At 49.5% G+C, this 17974-nt stretch carries 18 protein-coding genes and 1 pseudogene; 14 read left to right on the top strand and 5 right to left on the bottom strand.

Annotated elements, in window-relative coordinates; genetic code table 11:
- The 7 genes from G5S52_RS21560 to gcvH form a co-directional block, all read left to right on the top strand.
- A partial coding sequence (locus tag G5S52_RS21560) for a transketolase-like TK C-terminal-containing protein (RefSeq protein WP_306418275.1) occupies positions 1-736 on the top strand: 736 nt, incomplete at its 5' end.
- Between the two features lie 170 nt (positions 737-906).
- Positions 907-1935 carry an erythrose-4-phosphate dehydrogenase gene (gene epd, locus G5S52_RS21555; RefSeq protein WP_046308321.1) on the top strand — a complete coding sequence of 343 codons (1029 nt, stop codon included), beginning with the start codon at positions 907-909 and terminating at the stop codon, positions 1933-1935.
- A 71-nt stretch (positions 1936-2006) separates the two neighbouring features.
- The gene (locus G5S52_RS21550) at positions 2007-3170 is read left to right on the top strand and encodes a phosphoglycerate kinase (protein ID WP_165018383.1); all 1164 of its coding nucleotides are present in this window, start codon (positions 2007-2009) and stop codon (positions 3168-3170) included.
- A 220-nt stretch (positions 3171-3390) separates the two neighbouring features.
- Positions 3391-4467, top strand: a complete 1077-nt coding sequence (fbaA, locus tag G5S52_RS21545) for a class II fructose-bisphosphate aldolase (protein WP_165018381.1) — start codon at positions 3391-3393, stop codon at positions 4465-4467.
- 356 nt (positions 4468-4823) lie between these two features.
- The gene (gene mscS, locus G5S52_RS21540) at positions 4824-5720 is read left to right on the top strand and encodes a small-conductance mechanosensitive channel MscS (RefSeq protein WP_165018379.1); all 897 of its coding nucleotides are present in this window, start codon (positions 4824-4826) and stop codon (positions 5718-5720) included.
- A 247-nt stretch (positions 5721-5967) separates the two neighbouring features.
- Positions 5968-6801 carry a small-conductance mechanosensitive channel MscS gene (gene mscS, locus G5S52_RS21535; RefSeq protein ID WP_046304289.1) on the top strand — a complete coding sequence of 278 codons (834 nt, stop codon included), beginning with the start codon at positions 5968-5970 and terminating at the stop codon, positions 6799-6801.
- Between the two features lie 257 nt (positions 6802-7058).
- Entirely contained in the window at positions 7059-7451 is a 393-nt protein-coding gene (gene gcvH / locus G5S52_RS21530) for a glycine cleavage system protein GcvH (RefSeq protein WP_002537505.1), read from the top strand.
- An 85-nt stretch (positions 7452-7536) separates the two neighbouring features.
- Here the strand turns inward: gcvH and G5S52_RS21525 are convergent, their stop codons facing one another.
- From G5S52_RS21525 to ygfZ, 4 genes are all read right to left on the bottom strand, one after another.
- Entirely contained in the window at positions 7537-7740 is a 204-nt protein-coding gene (locus tag G5S52_RS21525; protein WP_002537506.1) for a DUF1107 family protein, read from the bottom strand.
- 251 nt (positions 7741-7991) lie between these two features.
- Positions 7992-8927: a LysR family transcriptional regulator gene (locus tag G5S52_RS21520; RefSeq protein ID WP_165018377.1), complete on the bottom strand. Its 936-nt coding sequence runs from the start codon at positions 8925-8927 to the stop codon at positions 7992-7994.
- Positions 8924-9415: an aminoacyl-tRNA deacylase gene (locus G5S52_RS21515; protein ID WP_165018375.1), complete on the bottom strand. Its 492-nt coding sequence runs from the start codon at positions 9413-9415 to the stop codon at positions 8924-8926. Before G5S52_RS21515 ends, G5S52_RS21520 begins: the two co-directional genes overlap by 4 nt.
- Positions 9415-10395, bottom strand: coding sequence for a tRNA-modifying protein YgfZ (ygfZ, locus tag G5S52_RS21510; protein WP_165018373.1), 981 nt, complete (start codon positions 10393-10395; stop codon positions 9415-9417). Before ygfZ ends, G5S52_RS21515 begins: the two co-directional genes overlap by 1 nt.
- A gap of 173 nt (positions 10396-10568) precedes the next feature.
- Between ygfZ and G5S52_RS21505 the strand changes: the two genes are divergently transcribed.
- The 3 genes from G5S52_RS21505 (at position 10569) to G5S52_RS21495 (ending at position 13141) form a co-directional block, all read left to right on the top strand.
- Entirely contained in the window at positions 10569-10829 is a 261-nt protein-coding gene (locus tag G5S52_RS21505) for an FAD assembly factor SdhE (protein WP_002537511.1), read from the top strand.
- Positions 10798-11208, top strand: a complete 411-nt coding sequence (locus G5S52_RS24085) for a protein YgfX (RefSeq protein WP_306418274.1) — start codon at positions 10798-10800, stop codon at positions 11206-11208. The genes G5S52_RS21505 and G5S52_RS24085 overlap by 32 nt, the downstream gene beginning before the upstream one ends.
- A 124-nt stretch (positions 11209-11332) precedes the next feature.
- On the top strand, positions 11333-13141 hold the full coding sequence (locus G5S52_RS21495; RefSeq protein ID WP_165018369.1) for a methyl-accepting chemotaxis protein: 1809 nt from the start codon (positions 11333-11335) through the stop codon (positions 13139-13141).
- A gap of 64 nt (positions 13142-13205) precedes the next feature.
- Here G5S52_RS21495 and nadB read toward each other — a convergent pair whose 3' ends face one another.
- On the bottom strand, positions 13206-14819 hold the full coding sequence (nadB, locus tag G5S52_RS21490) for an L-aspartate oxidase (RefSeq protein ID WP_165018367.1): 1614 nt from the start codon (positions 14817-14819) through the stop codon (positions 13206-13208).
- A gap of 425 nt (positions 14820-15244) precedes the next feature.
- Between nadB and rpoE the strand changes: the two genes are divergently transcribed.
- The 4 genes and pseudogenes from rpoE to G5S52_RS21470 all read left to right on the top strand — a co-directional run bounded on the left by rpoE (position 15245) and on the right by G5S52_RS21470 (position 17941).
- Positions 15245-15823, top strand: coding sequence for an RNA polymerase sigma factor RpoE (gene rpoE / locus G5S52_RS21485; RefSeq protein WP_002537517.1), 579 nt, complete (start codon positions 15245-15247; stop codon positions 15821-15823).
- Between the two features lie 31 nt (positions 15824-15854).
- Positions 15855-16471, top strand: a pseudogene (locus G5S52_RS21480) (RseA family anti-sigma factor).
- Positions 16472-16475: 4 nt separating this feature from the next.
- Positions 16476-17450 (top strand): sigma-E factor regulatory protein RseB, encoded by a 975-nt coding sequence (gene rseB, locus G5S52_RS21475; protein ID WP_002537519.1) that lies wholly within the window; start codon positions 16476-16478, stop codon positions 17448-17450.
- Complete coding sequence (locus G5S52_RS21470) at positions 17447-17941, top strand: SoxR reducing system RseC family protein (protein ID WP_165018365.1); 495 nt, start codon at positions 17447-17449, stop codon at positions 17939-17941. The genes rseB and G5S52_RS21470 overlap by 4 nt, the downstream gene beginning before the upstream one ends.
- Positions 17942-17974: the final 33 nt, after the last annotated feature.

Genomic DNA, 17974 nt, shown 5'->3' with positions numbered 1-17974 from the left:
TATTGCCCTGCACGGTGGTTTCGTTCCTTACGGTGCGACCTTCCTGATGTTCATGGAATACGCGCGTAACGCGATGCGTATGGCGGCACTGATGAAAGTTCAGAACATTCAGGTTTACACTCACGACTCTATCGGTCTGGGTGAAGATGGCCCAACGCACCAGCCTGTTGAGCAAATCGCTTCTCTGCGCCTGACACCAAACATGAGCACATGGCGCCCATGCGACCAGGTAGAATCTGCGGTAGCGTGGAAACTGGCGATTGAGCGTAAAGACGGCCCAAGTTCGCTGATTTTCTCGCGTCAGAACCTGGCTCAACAAGAGCGTTCACCGGAGCAAGTGGCAAACATCGCCAAGGGTGGTTACATCCTGAAAGATTGCATTGGCACTCCTGAACTCATTCTGATTGCGACCGGTTCAGAGGTTGAACTGGCGGTTGAAGCAAGCACTGAACTGTCAGCGCAGGGTTTCAATGTTCGCGTGGTGTCTATCCCATCGACTGACGTGTTCGACAAGCAAGATGCGGCTTACCGTGAATCGGTACTGCCATCAGACGTGACGGCACGTGTGGCTATCGAAGCGGGCATCGCGGACTTCTGGTACAAGTACGTGGGCTTTGACGGCCGTATCATCGGCATGCACACCTTCGGTGAATCTGCACCGGCAGGTGAGCTGTTCAAGATGTTCGGTTTCACCACCGAAAACGTGGTTGAGACAGCAAAAGAACTGTTGGCGTAAATACCCAATCAATACTGAAAGCCCGCCAACTGGCGGGTTTTTTCTTTCCAGTTCTTTATCCAATCCTTAAGAAACATTGATGAGAGACCAGTCACATTCTGCGTGCGAAATTCACGTGCTTGAGATAGACTGTCAGCCGCATTTCATTAATGACACAGAACAGCAGGGATATGGCATTACGCGTCGCAATTAATGGATTTGGCCGCATTGGCCGTAGCGTGCTCCGCGCGCTGTATGAAAGTGACAAACGTGACCAGATAGAAGTGGTTGCGGTGAACGAATTAGCTGAGCCCGATGCCATGGCGCATCTGCTTCAGTATGACTCCAGTCATGGCCGCTTTTTCAAGAAAGTGACCAACAGTCAGGAGTCCCTGTTTGTTGGCGACGACAAAATCCGCATCCTGCACCTTAGTGATATCAATTTGCTCCCTTGGCGAGATCTGGACATCGACATCGTGCTCGACTGTACGGGTGTGTTTGGTAACCGCGAACACGGTCAGGCGCATTTGGACGCCGGTGCCAAGAAAGTGCTGTTCTCCCATCCAGGCAGTAACGACCTGGATAACACCATCATCTTTGGTGTGAATGAAGAAACCCTCAAACCGACGGATCGCATTGTTTCCAATGGTTCCTGCACCACCAACTGTATCGTGCCAGTGATTAAGGTACTGGATGAGCAGTTTGGGATTGAGTCAGGCACCATTACCACGATTCACTCTTCCATGAACGACCAGCAGGTAATAGATGCCTATCACCCAGATTTGCGACGCACGCGCGCTGCCAGTCAGTCTATTATTCCGGTCGACACCAAATTACATTTAGGAATTGGAAGAATCTTTCCGAAATTTTCTGACAAATTTGAAGCGATTTCGGTTAGAGTGCCAACAATTAACGTCACAGCAATGGATTTGAGTGTTACTGTTCACACAAAAGTGAAAGTTAATGACGTAAATCAATCACTCGAGGAGGCCGCTCGGTGTACATTGAACGGCATCGTCGACTATACCGAGGCACCACTTGTCTCGATAGACTTCAACCATGATCCCCACAGCGCCATTGTGGATGGTTCGCAGACACGAGTGAGTAACCATCATCTGATAAAGATGTTGGTGTGGTGCGACAACGAATGGGGATTTGCCAACCGCATGCTGGATACGGCGTTGGCCATGGCAACAGTTACCAGTGGCTCGAAGGCTTGAGCCACGGCTTTCCGAAGTAAAGAAAGCCACAGCAAATTTTTTGATTTTTGCAACTTAGAGAGAGGACGAAAATGTCTGTAATCAAAATGACCGATCTGGATCTGGCTGGCAAACGCGTATTTATCCGTGCCGATCTGAACGTACCAGTAAAAGACGGTAAAGTGACTTCTGACGCGCGTATTCTGGCGTCTCTGCCAACCATCAAACACTGCCTGGAAGCTGGCGCGAAAGTGATGGTTACTTCTCACCTGGGTCGTCCGACCGAAGGCGAGTACGCTGAAGAATTCTCTCTGCAGCCTGTTGTTAACTACCTGAACGACGCACTGGATTGTGACGTTAAACTGGCAAAAGACTACCTGGACGGCCTGGAGCTGAACGCAGGTGAGCTGGTTGTTCTGGAAAACGTACGTTTCAACAAAGGCGAGAAGAAAAACGAAGACGAACTGTCTAAGAAATACGCTGCACTGTGTGATGTATTCGTGATGGACGCGTTCGGTACTGCTCACCGTGCACAAGCATCAACCTACGGTGTTGGTGTGTTCGCTCCAATCGCATGTGCAGGTCCTCTGCTGGCAAACGAACTGGAAGCACTGGGCAAAGCCATGGACAACCCAGCGCGCCCAATGGTGGCAATCGTTGGTGGTTCTAAAGTTTCTACCAAACTGACTGTTCTAGAATCTCTGTCTAAAATCGCTGACCAACTGGTTGTTGGTGGTGGTATCGCAAACACCTTCATCGCAGCAGCAGGCCACAACGTAGGTAAGTCTCTGTACGAAGCTGACCTGGTTGAGACTGCTAAGAAACTGATGGACGAGTGTGCGATTCCAGTAGCGACTGACGTTGCATGTGCAAAAGCATTCGACGAGAACGCAGAAGCAGAAATCAAGCACGTTTCTGAAGTTCAGGACGACGACATGATCTTCGACCTGGGTCCAGACTCAACACAAGCGCTGGCTGAAATCCTGAAGAATGCAAAAACCATTCTGTGGAACGGCCCAGTAGGCGTATTCGAATTCAAGAACTTCGAAGCAGGTACTAAAGGTATCTCTGAAGCGATCGCTGCTTCTGAAGGTTTCTCTGTTGCAGGTGGTGGTGACACGCTGGCAGCTATCGACCAGTTCGGTATCAAAGCTGACGTTTCTTACATCTCTACCGGTGGCGGCGCATTCCTTGAGTTCGTTGAAGGTAAAGTACTGCCTGCAGTAGAAATGCTGGAAACTCGCGCTAAAGCGTAATGAGGAACGGGGGTTACTGCCCCCGTTTTTTATGCATCTTTGATAACTTTGTAATCATTGGAATGCATATCTAAACGCAAAAAATAATGTGTTTAGAATCACGTTTGGGTACAATGCGCAGCACTGTTCGCAAACGTTTGCCGAATTGAAACAAGTCGGTAGGAAAGACCGGCTTGGATAGGATTTCACTCAAGACAACAGAGTAAATAGGACTATTGTTATGTCTAAAGTTTTTGATTTCGTAAAACCTGGCGTTATCTCTGGTGACGACGTTCAGAAAGTGTTTGAAATTGCTAAAGAGCACAAGTTCGCTCTTCCAGCGGTAAACGTAGTAAACACTGACTCTATCAACTCAGTACTGGAAGCAGCTGCGAAAGTTAAAGCACCAGTTGTTGTTCAGTTCTCTAACGGCGGCGCTGCGTTCTTCGCAGGTAAAGGCCTGAAGCTGGAAGGTCAGGAATCACAAATCAAAGGCGCAGTAGCGGGTGCTAAATACGTTCACGCTATCGCTGAATCTTACGGTGTGCCAGTTATTCTGCACACTGACCATGCAGCTAAGAAATTGCTGCCATGGATTGACGGTCTGCTGGCTGCAGGTGAAGAGCACTTCGCTGCTACTGGTAAGCCACTGTTCTCTTCTCACATGATTGACCTGTCAGAAGAATCTCTGGAAGAAAACATCGAAATCTGTGCTGAGTATCTGGCTCGCATGGAAAAGATGAACATGACTCTGGAAATCGAACTGGGTTGTACTGGTGGTGAAGAAGACGGCGTAGACAACTCTGATATGGACGCGTCTGAGCTTTACACTTCTCCAGAAGACGTTGCTTACGCATACGAGAAACTGAATGCTATCAGCCACCGTTTCACTATCGCTGCGTCTTTCGGTAACGTACACGGCGTTTACAAGCCAGGTAACGTTGTTCTGACTCCAACCATCCTGCGCGATTCTCAAGCATACTGTGCAGAGAAATTCGGTATCGCACCTAACGCGCTGAACTTCGTATTCCACGGTGGTTCTGGTTCTTCTCAAGCAGAAATCGAAGAGTCTATCTCTTACGGTGTTATCAAAATGAACATCGACACTGATACTCAGTGGGCGACTTGGGATGGTATCCGTCAGTACGAAGCGAAAAACCACGATTACCTGCAAGGTCAAATCGGTAACCCAACTGGCGAAGACGCACCTAACAAGAAATACTACGATCCACGCGTATGGCTGCGTGCTGGTCAAGAAGGTATGGTTGCGCGTCTTGAGCAAGCGTTCAAAGATCTTAACGCGATCGACGTACTGTAATTTAAGTTTTATTTAAAAAATTTAATTACAAATCGTGATGAAACCCGCTAAATTTAGCGGGTTTTTTATGGCTGTTATTCAACCTGATTGATAGCAGCCAAATTCCCTAGCCACCTCAAGAGATAGAAAGCCGAAGATTAGCTTTCAACGTCTTGAGGTGGTTTGGTTTTTTTATACCAATCACAGTAGGTAGATGGTCAGAAATAGCGCAGGAAAAATGTTCGAGAACAAGGCGGAAAATTTCGATAAGTCGTTATTCTACAATCAAATTTTTCAACGCAGTTATCGAGCATTTCAACAAGCTAGGATGAGCAGATATTGACTACGATTGGTATTAGCCTTTGTGAGAGATGTAAATGACTGAGCAAAACGCTGTTGAGTCTGTTGAACAAACAGCAACTGAAGCGATGAACTGGTTGGCCTCCAACCAAGAGTTGATGATCCAATACGCAGTGAACGTTGTGACTGCGCTACTTATTTTGTTCATCGGTAACTGGGTAGTGAAGAAAGTGGCAGGCTCTGTCGCTGCAGTATTGAAGAAACGCGATCTGGACCAAACAGTTGTCGATTTTATCGAGAACATGGTTCGCTATGTGATGTTCGCGATTGTGCTGATTGCGGCATTGGGTCGTGTGGGTGTTGAAACCGCGTCTATCGTTGCGGTTATTGGTGCGGCGGGTCTGGCTATCGGCCTGGCACTGCAAGGTTCACTGTCGAACTTCGCAGCTGGTGTGCTGATTGTGACTTTCCGTCCGTTCAAATCCGGTGATTATGTAGAAGTAGGCGGTGTGGCTGGTTCTGTTGCGTCTATCCAGATCTTCTCTACAGTACTGACGACCCCAGACAACAAAATGGTAGTGGTTCCTAATGGTACTGTCATTTCTAGCCCAATCACCAATTACTCACGTCATGCGACCCGTCGTATCGATTTCATCATTGGTGTGTCTTACAAGGCTGATCTGCAGAAGACCAAAGAAGTACTGACCCGTATCGTGAAAGCGGACGAGCGTGTACTGAAAGATCCAGAGCCAACTATCGGTGTTCATGCGCTGATGGACTCTTCAGTAAACTTTGTTGTGCGCCCGTGGGTGAAAACAGAAGATTACTGGTCAACCTACTTTGACCTGATGCAAGCCATCAAAGAAGGTCTGGATAAAGAGGGTATTGAAATTCCATTTCCGCAAATGGACGTTCACTACCACGCAGCAATGGCAAAAGCAGCTGCTCCAGAAGAAGAAAAGCAAGTTGCATAAGCGTCTTGCTGCTCAAACTTAATGCTGAAACCCTGTCATACGACAGGGTTTTTTTATGGCTATGCTCTCGTGAGAACAGGAAGGAACAGTGTTTTCGTTTTAAATTTGAGACACTTTTTAATGCTGCTTAAACTGTAAACTCTGCTCTGATTTTTATCCGAGTCGTTTCGCCAGGATTTTGAGATACAGTGCTGTCGAATCTCAGGAAGTAAACAAACACAGACATAACTATACCAAGGAAACCGCAATGGAAAATGCTACTAACGAAGCCATGAACTGGTTCAACGGCAATCAGGATCTGCTGCTTCAATATGGTGTGAACATCATCTCTGCTCTCCTCATTCTCATCATTGGTAACTGGATCGTGAAAGCGATTGCCAATGGTGTTGCTAAAGTCATGCGTAAGAAAGAACTCGACGATGCTGTTGTCGACTTCGTGCATACTTTTGTTCGTTACCTGCTGTTCGTTATCGTGCTCATCGCGGCGTTGGGTCGCCTGGGTGTACAAACGGCTTCTGTGGTTGCGGTTATTGGTGCGGCCGGTCTGGCTGTTGGCCTCGCACTGCAAGGCTCACTTTCTAACTTCGCAGCAGGCGTACTGATTGTTGCATTCCGCCCATTCAAATCAGGCGACTATGTAGAAGTAGCTGGTGTTGCGGGTTCAGTTGATTCTATTCAGATCTTCTCTACCGTACTGAAAACACCAGACAACAAGATGGTTGTGGTACCAAACGGTGCGATCATCTCAAGCCCAATCACTAACTATTCCAAGCATGACACCCGTCGTATCGATTACGTTGTAGGCGTGTCTTACAGTGCTGACCTGCAAAAAACCAAACAAGTGCTGGCTGATGTACTGGCAAAAGAAACCCGTTTGCTGACTACCCCAGAGCCAACCATTGGCGTGGTTGAACTGGCAGACTCTTCTGTGAACCTGGTGGTTCGTCCATGGGTTCGCACTGCAGATTACTGGGCAGTTTACTTCGACCTATTGCAAGCGATGAAAGAGGCGCTGGACGCAGAAGGTATCGAAATTCCATTCCCGCAAATGGATGTCCACCTGAACAAAGTCGACGGTTAATTCTCACCTGAGACGTGATAAAAACGCCAATGATCGAGACTGATCATTGGCGTTTTTCTTTGGTAGTGAATGTCAGAAGAATGGGGCTGATTTTCACGAGATAAGAGCAAGGCTTGATCGAGTTAAAACAATTGGTTTTTGTGTGGTGATTTTTCTTGCGAACTGTTCAAGGCTTTCCTAATTTGCGTATCTAACACCGTGTGCTATCCCTTATTTGTCGAACGCTGCAGCACGTTTTTCTAGAAGGAATCTGATTTATGAGCAATATCCCATCTGAGCTGAAATTCACAACTTCCCACGAGTGGGTGAGACCAGAAGGTGACGATGTGTATACCGTAGGCATTTCCGACCATGCACAGGCTTTGCTAGGTGACATGGTATTTGTGGATTTGCCGGATGTGGGTGATACGGTAGACGCAGGTGATGATTGCGCCGTGGCGGAATCGGTAAAAGCAGCGTCAGATATCTACACGCCGTTGACCGGTGAGATTGTGGCTATCAATGAAGACTTGGAAGGGTCTCCAGAGTTGGTGAACAGCGACCCATACGGTGATGGATGGTTATTCCAAATTCGCATCACGGATTCCGCGGAAATTAATGAGCTGTTGGATGCCGAGGCTTATCAGGACTCTATTGAAGAGGAAGAATAATCTCCTCTTTGTGAAGATAAAAAAACACCGCGTTAGTCGCGGTGTTTTTTTCAAGCGAAGTGCCAGATCAAACGATCTATAGCCATCAGTACATTTCTTTCAGCTTGCGGATCTCAGTGTTGATCTCCTTCACTGTCCGAAAGTGTTCAATATTTCCATCTGACTGCGCCTGCACCATTCCTTGATGAAAGTCGAAATCACCCCGTCCATCAATGTGAATCCGTCCACTGAATAACCGGTAAACGTGTTTCGCAATAAGGGTTGGGACATAACGATGAAACATCCGCATTCGCAATTCCTTTTTATTTTTATCCCTGAAGCTTTGGAGCCTTGGGTTATATTTCCTGCCAACTTCCTAAACCGATAAGACCTGCTGACAACGAAAAACTGTCACCTGCTTACTCGGTTTTGGCGGGCGGCATTATAGCGGGAGGGGTATGACTACTGTGTGACAGATATGACACTTACCCAAAATTTTAGGTATGTAATCGTGTGACTTTGGGGTTGGTCACAGTATGGAAAGTAAGGCATTAAGCCTATCTATCTGGCACGTAAATCCTGTACTTGATTACGTACTGTTTTATCAATGGTTTGGCGTATCCAAAGGTTTTTAGCACTGGTGGCATTTTTCTTGTGCCAGATTTGGCGGATAACAAAATTGCTGACATCGATGGGTGTGGCACTGATAGCAAGCTTGTCATTGAACATGTCGAGTTTTGCCATTAACTCCGCCACCGTGCAGATAAGGTTGCGTCCAGAGAGAAGATGACGAACGGTAAGGAAACGTTGTGAGCCCATCACAACCTGGCGATCGCAACTCAGGGATTTGAGCGTGTTATCAACAGGACTGCTTAACTGGCCGTCTACCGTCACCAAGGCGTGAGGCGTTTTGGTGTAGTCGGTCAATGAGAGAGGAGCGTTCAGCCCCGTGGATTCTGGGTCAAACAAGCAGACATGTTTTTCGGTATAGAGCTCTTCCATCAATAACACTGGGTCTTCGGTTTCCACTGCACCCAATACCACATCAACCTGGTCGTTTTTCAATGCTTCGCGGTAATTGACCCGATCGACTGGGCGACAACTGAGTTGGCACTGTGGCGCTTGCTCTCGAAAAACATCAAAAAGCGCTGGGGCAAAAACCAACTCGGCATAGTCGGTTAAACCGATGCGAACGGGCCCTGAATATTGCGTTGGCTCGAACGACACCGGGGTCAGTACATCGGTGGCAATCGTGTCGAGAAGCGCAGTGACAACGGGCTCTAGCTCGAAGGCTCGTGCCGTCGGTTGCATTTCATTGCCTTGACGATGGAAAAGCGGGTCATCGAGCAGGGTGCGCAGCCTAGAGAGGTTATGACTCATTGCCGATTGGCCAATTGAGAGCTTCTCGGCAGCGCGGGTCACGCTGCGGGTTTCCATTAGCGCAGCGAAGGCAACCAGAAGGTTGAGATCAACGCCGCGCCAATTCACCGGCTTCATGCACTGGTCTCGTCATCACGTCGGATATCAGCAATGGTAGGCTGACAAAAGTCGACCAAATCCTGAAAGCGAAGTTCTACGCCTGCCATGGGTGAGCCACTGCTGATGTTGATGAATTCGAACTCAGCAAGGCTTGGGTCAAAGAATATTGGCAACATGCCAAACACCGAAATAGGCGTCACCATGCCAGGTGAATACCCGGTAATGCTCTGCACATGCTTGCTGTCGACCATGGTCATGCGCCGACACCCAAGAAGGTCTCTAACTTTCTTGGGGTCAACAGACGCCGTACCTGGCACGCATGCCAATGCCATCTGCCCGCCCATATCGCGCAGCAACATGGATTTGACTAACTGATCCGGTTCGACACCGCGTTGCTTGGCTGCATCGAGTATGGTCGTTGCCTCACTTTCATGAGGCAACAAGCGGTGCGCGATGCCCGCATCGCGCAAAATGGAAAGGATAGGGGTATCAACTGAAGACATCATTAGGCGTCGTCTTCCAGACTGTATGGCAGGTCAACTTTCTGCCAAAGCGCCTCTGTGTCGGCCAAGCGGAATTGGCTGTCATCATCAAGGTTGTTTGGTAGTACGACCAATGCCAGTGCCTGACCGTCTTCAAAACGGTAGCCAGAGAGCACGGTACCACCGGTACGCCAGTTTTCGCCCACGCTACGGTCAAAGGTATCACCGGCTTTCGGTGCTTCTGCCGCTTCACCCTGAAGAAGGTAAGCCGCGCGTTTGTTGATACCTCGATATTTCGCGCGCGCAACGGTTTCCTGTCCGGTGTAACAGCCTTTCTTAAAGCTGATGGCATCCAGCGCCTGCAAGTTGATCGACTGAGGGATGAACTCGCTGATGTTCGCCTCTTCAATCGCAGGCATTGCTGAGCGAAGCTCCAGCAGTGTCCATAGTGAGCTGTCACTCAGGGTGGCTCGTTCGCCCAGCTCAGTGAGCAGTGTGTCAGCTTCATCTGCGTTCATCGCCAGCAACCAGCGGTTTTTATCGATGCGAACAGCCGAACCGGTTTGGGTCGTGCGAACATCGCCTTCTCCGGTAAAGCGTGATTCCACGGCGCTGTCCGCTTTTTCACCGGCAATACCCACCAGAATTTGCTCAGAAAGTGCAAATTCGACCTTAGAGAAAACAGCATATTTCTTAATTTCAGCCAGCTGTTTTTCAGCGACAGATGCGGGCTGAACGTAAGCCACCCCTTCGTTGTGATGGAACAGGCGAATGGCAGACCACACCTTTCCTTTGGCGTCACAGTGAGCAGCAAGCGTTGACCGGGTTTTCTCCAGCGACACCAAATCACAGGTCAACTGGCCTTGCAGGTATGGCACAGTGTCCTGACCGATGGCGGTGATCAAAGAAAGGTTATCCAGAGCGATCACTGACAGGGCTGGTAACGCGCTGTCTGAAGAAAGAGGAAGACGGTTGAAAGCGTGTGATTGATACCAGTTCGTCATGGAGTTTCTCGCTTAAAAATCAGGATTTATATGTTAATGCGACTGCGGTCTATATACCACTGATATGGGGTCAGATCACAGGGTTACAAGATTCAATCCGGGAGCCGTAGCAAGGCGATCAGCTCGCTGATACTATTTGGGCCAGTTATTTTGGCCTAATTTTCGAGGTACTCATGCTGGGCGCAGAAGATAAAGCGCGTATCAAGTGGGCATGCCGTCGTGGCATGTTGGAACTGGATGTCATTATCATGCCGTTTTTTGAGCAATGTTTTGACTCACTGACAGAAGACGAAAAACTTCATTTCGTCGCTTTGTTGGAATGTGATGATCCGGATCTGTTTACTTGGTTGATGGGGCATGGCCGCAGCGAGAAGCCTGAGCTGGCGGCGATGACAGACAAAATTGTCGAGCACAACCGCAGCAAACTCCGTTAATACCGATATTCAGCCTTCCCGACTTTTGAAGGTCGGAGTAGGTCTAATCTATGCGCTGGCAGCCTTCACTTTGTTTGTTGCCAGTGCCATCCCTCTCGAAGCCAAAGTGCTTCTCCTTTGTCTCCTGATTCGTGAAGCACACACGCAGTTGTCCTTTTTTACGCTTCATGGTGGTGAGCTTTTCCTCAATATCGATGGAGTGTGCCGCTTGAATGGAGATAACTTCCATGTCTCCCGGGTGCGCTTTTTCAGTCGTCACCTGGTTGTTCTGGAATTGACTTCACCCTTTGAGTGCCGTCGTTTAGCGCTGGCATATGATGCGTTTGATAGTGATACCTTTCGTCACCTCAGTCGTGTTTGTCTAGTGTTGAAAATGTGATCCTCTTTCCTTTTTTTGTTTTTAGCGTACGTCATATCTAAACGAACCATTGATTGCGCCGATAAAGGTTCAAGCTGGCATCAGTGCTGCCGCCGACTCAAGAAGTGGAAAGGGAAGAGGTGACATGAAAATAAGAACAAAATTATACGGTCTGACGGCGTTTTCCGCCCTGTCGTTACTTTTATTCGCGTTCATTGGATGGCAAGCCTCTGATCGAATGGTGGATCTGAAAACTAAACAATCCCTGGTTGCAGAGCTCGAAGTGCGTTTGCTTAACCTGCGTCGTAATGAAAAAGATTTTCTGGCGAGATTGGATGCCAAATACGTAGAGCGCTTCTCCGGTAACGTTGCCAAGTTTGAAGACGATTTGAATACCTTGGCAGAGGAAGCTAACCGTTTGGATATCCCCCTGCCACAAATCAGTGCGGTTTCTCAGGCGATGAAGAATTACCACAGCGGTTTTCTGACGTTGTCGAAGGGATACGAAAGACTTGGCTTGAACCGTACTTCTGGTATTCATGGCGAGCTGACTGCAAATAACGAGCAGCTTCTGCAAGACAACCCATCAATCGATGACATTGCGTATCTGGTGACGCTGAGCCGGCTTTTGATGGTGGATGCAAATGAAGCGCGCTTTGAAGAATTCAGCCGTGTCTGGCAAAACGTGAAGCGTGAAACCGGTCTTACTTCTCTGGACGCACAGAAAGCATTGGTAGAGCGCTATATGCAAGTCAGCCGTGAGGTTGGGCTTGATCACAAGTCAGGTCTTTTAGGGAACATCCGAGGCCAAACTCATCAGGTGGAAGCTGACTTTGACGACATGCGTGCACAACTGGCCAACGAGTTGGAAAGTGCAGAACGCACTCTGACCATTAGCGCCTTGATAGTGCTGGTGGTGATTTCATCGCTGCTTATCGCAGCCAGTATCTTGCTTAACCGTTTTATCCAGCGCCGTTTGAGCACGTTAACCCGCACCATGGAGCAAGTGGCGGCAGACCGCGATTTAACCCTGCGTGCAGAAGCCGAAGGCAAGGATGAGATTGCGCTGGTAGCAAAAGACTTTAACTCTGTGTTGGAACACTGTCAGACCCTGATTGCCGGTGTAAAAGTCTCAATCACAACATTGAATGCCACCGCTTCAGATGTGCAATCTCGTAGCAATAACGCTGAAGCGGCATTAGGCCGTCAACACTCAGAAGCCGACATGGCCGCGACAGCCGTCAATGAAATGGAAGCGACGATTCGTGAGATTGCCAGCAACACTGAAACGGCTGCTGCGAATGCAGGCCAAAGCCTTGCCCGCGCTCAGAAAGGTCATCAAACAGTGCAGACAACCCGTGAAGCTATCCTGACATTGTCTAACGGCTTGGGAACCGCAAACAATGACATTCATAGTTTGGTGTCGCTCTCTCAACAGATTGGCACTGTGGTAGATGTGATCAAAGACATTTCGGAGCAAACTAACCTGTTGGCTCTGAACGCAGCGATTGAAGCAGCACGTGCCGGTGAGCAAGGTCGTGGTTTTGCGGTGGTTGCCGATGAGGTTCGTTCCCTGGCTACCCGCACGAACAAATCGACGGATGAGATCGCGACCATGATTGCTTCACTACAGGAGCAAACCAACAGCGTCGTTGACCGCATTAACCATTGTCAGCGTGACAGCGAACAGTCGGTCAGTTATGTCGAAGAAGCCGCATCAGAGCTGGATAACATTATCATCGATATGCAGCAGATCATGGATATGAGTACCCAGATTGCCGCTGCGGTTGAAGAGCAGAGCATGGTGGCAAAAGAAGTGAACCAGAACGTTCATTCGATTCAGGAAATCACCTCAGAGAACACTGTCTCGACCACTGAAAATGCTCAAGCAGCAGCGCGGGTCGCAGCACAAAGCCGTGAGCTGGAATCAGCGGTATCGAGCTTCCGTTCTTGAGTAGATAGCTGTATCGCTCCAGGTATGAAAAAGCCCTCTTATGAGGGCTTTTTGCTATCGCGATTCAGCAAGGGAAGTCTGGCACCAGAATGGTTGGGCCCGAATCTTCGGCCTTGTCTGGGTAATCGATAGTGTAATGCAGGCCTCGGCTTTCTTTACGTGCCATTGCACAGCGCACCATCAGCTCCGCTACCTGAAGCAGGTTACGCAGTTCCAGAAGGTTGTTGGAAACGCGGAAGTTGCTGTAGTACTCGTTAGTTTCCTGCTTCAGCAGTTCGATACGGCGAAGTGCACGCTCAAGACGCTTGGTGGAGCGCACAATCCCTACATAGTCCCACATAAAGAGACGTAACTCGTGCCAGTTGTGTTGGATAACAACCTCTTCGTCTGAGCAACAAACCTGGCTGTCGTCCCAGTGCGGCAGTGTGGGGGGAATTTCTGCTGTGGCAGCATTTTCACCAATATGCATGGCAGCTGCCCAAGCGTACACCACACATTCGAGCAGCGAGTTTGATGCCATGCGGTTAGCGCCATGAAGTCCGGTATAACTGACTTCACCAATCGCGTATAAGCCTTCCAAATCGGTCTGACCGTTCTGGTCAACCATCACGCCGCCGCAGGTATAGTGCGCGGCAGGCACGATAGGAATAGCTTCCTTGGTCAAATCGAAACCAAAGGTTTTCAGCTTTTCATCAATGGTTGGGAAATGCTTGGTGATGAATTCGGGATCTTTATGGCTGATGTCGAGATACATACAGTCCGCACCCAGACGCTTCATTTCATAGTCAATCGCCCTGGCGACCACATCACGCGGCGCAAGCTCTGCACGTTCATCAAAGTCCGGCATAAAGCGTGAGCCATCAGGGCGGCGTAAAAATGCGCCTTCACCACGTAGCGCTTCTGTCAGCAGGAAGTTACGAGCCTCTGGGTGGAACAGGCAGGTCGGATGAAACTGGTTAAATTCAAGGTTGGCAACCCGACAGCCTGCGCGCCATGCCATAGCAATGCCATCGCCGGAAGAAACATCTGGGTTGGAGGTATATTGGTAAACCTTAGATGCGCCGCCAGTTGCCAGCACCACAAACTTAGCGCGCACCGTTTCTACCGCTTCACGGTCACGGTTCCAGATGTAGGCACCCAGCACGCGGTTGGCACCGGAAATTCCAATTTTCTTACGGGTGATAAGATCCAGTGCGTTGTGACGCTCCATCACTTTGATGTTGGGATGCTGCATCACGTTTTCTTGCAGAGAAGTTTGCACGGCAGCGCCCGTTGCATCAGCAGCATGCAGAATGCGTCGGTGGCTGTGTCCACCTTCACGGGTGAGGTGGAATTTGGGCTCATCATCGTCGCTGTCTTCTTCGCGATCAAAAGGGACACCGCCATCAATCAGCCATTGAACGCATTCCTTGGCATTTTCGGCGATAAAGCTCACCACGTTTTCTTCGCAAATGCCGTCACCGGCAATCAGCGTATCTTCAACGTGGGATTCAACAGAATCACTTTCATCAAAGACTGCAGCAATACCGCCTTGTGCGTAGTAGGTCGCCCCTTCGCTGCGCGGTCCTTTGCTCAGCACCATCACTTTCTGGGTCGGGGCCAAATGGAGCGCCAGAGACAGACCAGCAGCGCCGCTGCCGATCACCAGCACATCACACACGTGTTCTTGGTTGCTCATTGATTACGTATTCCTTTCTCCCAAGTAGCCATGTCAGCCGCTACCTGAAACAACGAGTTCGAGTCATTTCAGTGAGTTTACACTAATGTGGCAACACGTAGAACGTTGCCAGTTGCTTCATTATGCGACAGAGTGGGAACGGCTGAATGAGAGTTGGTTAGGGTGTGACCAAACATTCTGATAGACTTTGCGATCCGGATCTAATCGTATAACGACGGAAATCCGTTTAGGGAACTTTCTTTTAATGTTTCACTCATACACTTTGCTCACTCAATAAAAACCGCGCGGTAGAAAAAGAAGCCGGGCACCACAGTGGCAAAGAGCGAGAAGAAATACCGGTAGCTGACAGTGTTCTGACCTTAGCGGTGAACACTGCCACAGTGAAAGCAGACTACTGGTATCAATAATAAGGAGAAGGCGCTCGAATGAGCGAGCAGTTAACCGATCAAGCCTTAATTGAGCGCGTACAGAATGGTGATAAGCAGGCGTTTAACCTGCTGGTCGTAAAATATCAAAACAAGGTATGCAATCTGATCTCTCGCTATGTCAGCAACAGCGGCGACGTGCCTGATGTTGCGCAGGAAGCTTTTATCAAAGCGTATCGCGCCTTGCCGGGATTTCGCGGAGAAAGTGCGTTTTACACCTGGCTTTACCGTATTGCGGTGAACACAGCGAAGAATTATCTGGTTGCACAGGGCAGACGCCCACCATCAAGCGATATTGACGCAGAAGAAGCGGAAAATTATGAAAATGGTGGCGCACTGAAAGAAATTTCGAACCCTGAGAACCTTATGTTGTCAGAACAGTTGAAACAGGTCGTTTTCAGTACGATTGAATCTTTACCTGACGATCTGAAAACGGCGATCACCCTGCGTGAAATTGATGGCTTAAGCTATGAAGAGATCGCAGAAGTGATGGACTGCCCGGTAGGAACGGTACGTTCGCGTATTTTCCGTGCCAGGGAAGCGGTAGACAAACGTGTTCGTCCTCTGATGAACCACTAAACAGTGTTACCTGTTGATAACGGTGAAATAAATGGCTGAAAAAGAAAACCTTTCCGCATTATTTGATGGTGACGAGATTGATCAGGCGATGATTGATGCGCTTGAAAACGATCAATCGGCTCAGCAAACATGGAAAAGCTTTGCTGTTACCCGTGATGTAATGCGTGGAGAAACGCCTAATCCGAGTTGGGACATCGCATCAAATGTTGCGATGGCACTGGAAGCTGAGCCTGCGCACGGCGCGCACTCTGCACCCAATGTTGTTCCGATTCAGGAAGCACAACCTACGCCAGCGGCTGCCAAAAAGGCATGCCATCTTGGTTGCAGCAACTCACCCAGGTGGGTATGGCTGCCGCAGTGTCACTGGCCGTGATTGTTGGTGTTCAGCAATACAACGGTGGTGAGCAGTTGGATCCGGTTCTTGCAGCATCACAGCCCCCAGTTTTACAGACCATTCCTTTGGCTGGCTCTGCTGAGCCAGTAAGCCTTAGCCGTGAAACCTTGCAGGGGAATCCGACTGAAGCGCAATTGATGGAGCAGCGTCGCCGTGTCAACGCCATGTTCCAGGACTATGAGTTGCAGCTTCGCCTCAATGCTGATGAAATGATTGAACAAGACGAGAAGCTAACACCAGAAGTGAGCAACTAGATTGATGAAACAACTCCTGATCGGTGCTTTTGCACTGGTCAGTCTGGTCGCGAATGCCTCGACGGAAGAAAATCCCGCCGAGGCATTGTTGCATCAGATGGGCCAGGCAACCGAACAATTGGACTACGAACTTTCCTATATTCTGGTCCGCAAAAACAGTATTGAGCCCCTTCGTTTTCGCCATGCGTTAGTTGACGGCGAGTCATTCGGTCATATCGCTTATCTTGCCGGCCCTCCACGCGAAGTGATTCGCCGTGGTGATGAAGTGAGTTACTTCGAGCCTGGTATTGACCCGTTTACCATTGCAAGCAACCAAATGGTGGCACCCTTGCCTGCCATCATGCATTCCGATATTGACCATCTCTCGACCATGTACGATTTCGTGCCGCTGGGACGAGCACGTGAAGCCGGGTTGCCTTGTGATGTAGTGCGCGTTTCACCAAAAGACGGTGCGCGATATTCCTATGTGCTTTGGATTGACCAGAAGACCAAGCTATTGACCCGCGCCGACCTTCTCGATCGCGATGGCGATCCCATTGAGCAATACCGCGCACTGTCGTTGGTCATATCTCCGCAGATTGGTGATGTGATGAAGCAGATGTCTGCCATCGAATTGCCGCCTGTGGTTCAGGTGCCAAAGCAGCGGGACGCTGGTCTGAGTTGGCAAGTCACTTCTTTGCCGGAAGGCTTCTCGCCGATTTACAGCAATCGTCACCGCTTGATGATCACTGAGCGCCCGGTTGAAAGCCAGATGTTCAGCGATGGTCTGTTTAGTTTCTCGGTCTATCTGTCCGAAGCTGATGACCTGTCAGTGCGTGAGCAGTTGGTGAGAAAAGGCCGCCGCACCCTGCACAGCCATGTCTCCGGCAATGCAGAAATTACCGTCGTGGGAGACATTCCACCGGCGACCGCGAAAAAAGTGGCTGAATCAGTTCGTATGACAGCGCCACAAGCCGCAGAAGGAACGCCAACGCCATGATCACGGCATTGGCAGAGGTTACTGGCAGTGGCGAGGGTTACCTGACTGTTCGCTGCCAGCAGAAAACCAGCTGTGGCAGTTGCGCTTCCAAGAACAATTGCGGCACGGGCATTGTCAGTAATGCGCTGCCGGGCAAAGTACTGGATATCCGTGTACCGTCAGAAAAACCAGTCGATGCAGGAACCTTGGTTGAAATCGGCTTGGAAGAGCAGACGGTGCTGCGTTCAGCGCTGGTGGTTTACATTCTGCCGCTGCTGTTTGCGATTGCAGGGGCTGTTTTCGGGCAGTTTCTCGCAGATTTGATGGCAGCGGGAGAAGGCGTGATCATTTTGTTTTCTCTGCTTGCTGGCGGGTTGGGATTCCTTGTAGCACGCCATTTTTCGCGAAAGCTGGAGCAGGAAACAGGCGCAACGCCTAAACTGTTACGCATCCTAGGTAATCCCGTAGACCCGGCGGCGGTGATAAATGCCGCAACAGAGGATAGCGACTAGCCATTAATTTCGGTAGAATCCCGCCACTTGATC

This window comes from Grimontia sedimenti (genome assembly GCF_011045095.1).
GTDB lineage: Bacteria > Pseudomonadota > Gammaproteobacteria > Enterobacterales > Vibrionaceae > Enterovibrio > Enterovibrio sedimenti.
This window is presented reverse-complemented; position numbering and strand designations above follow the sequence as displayed.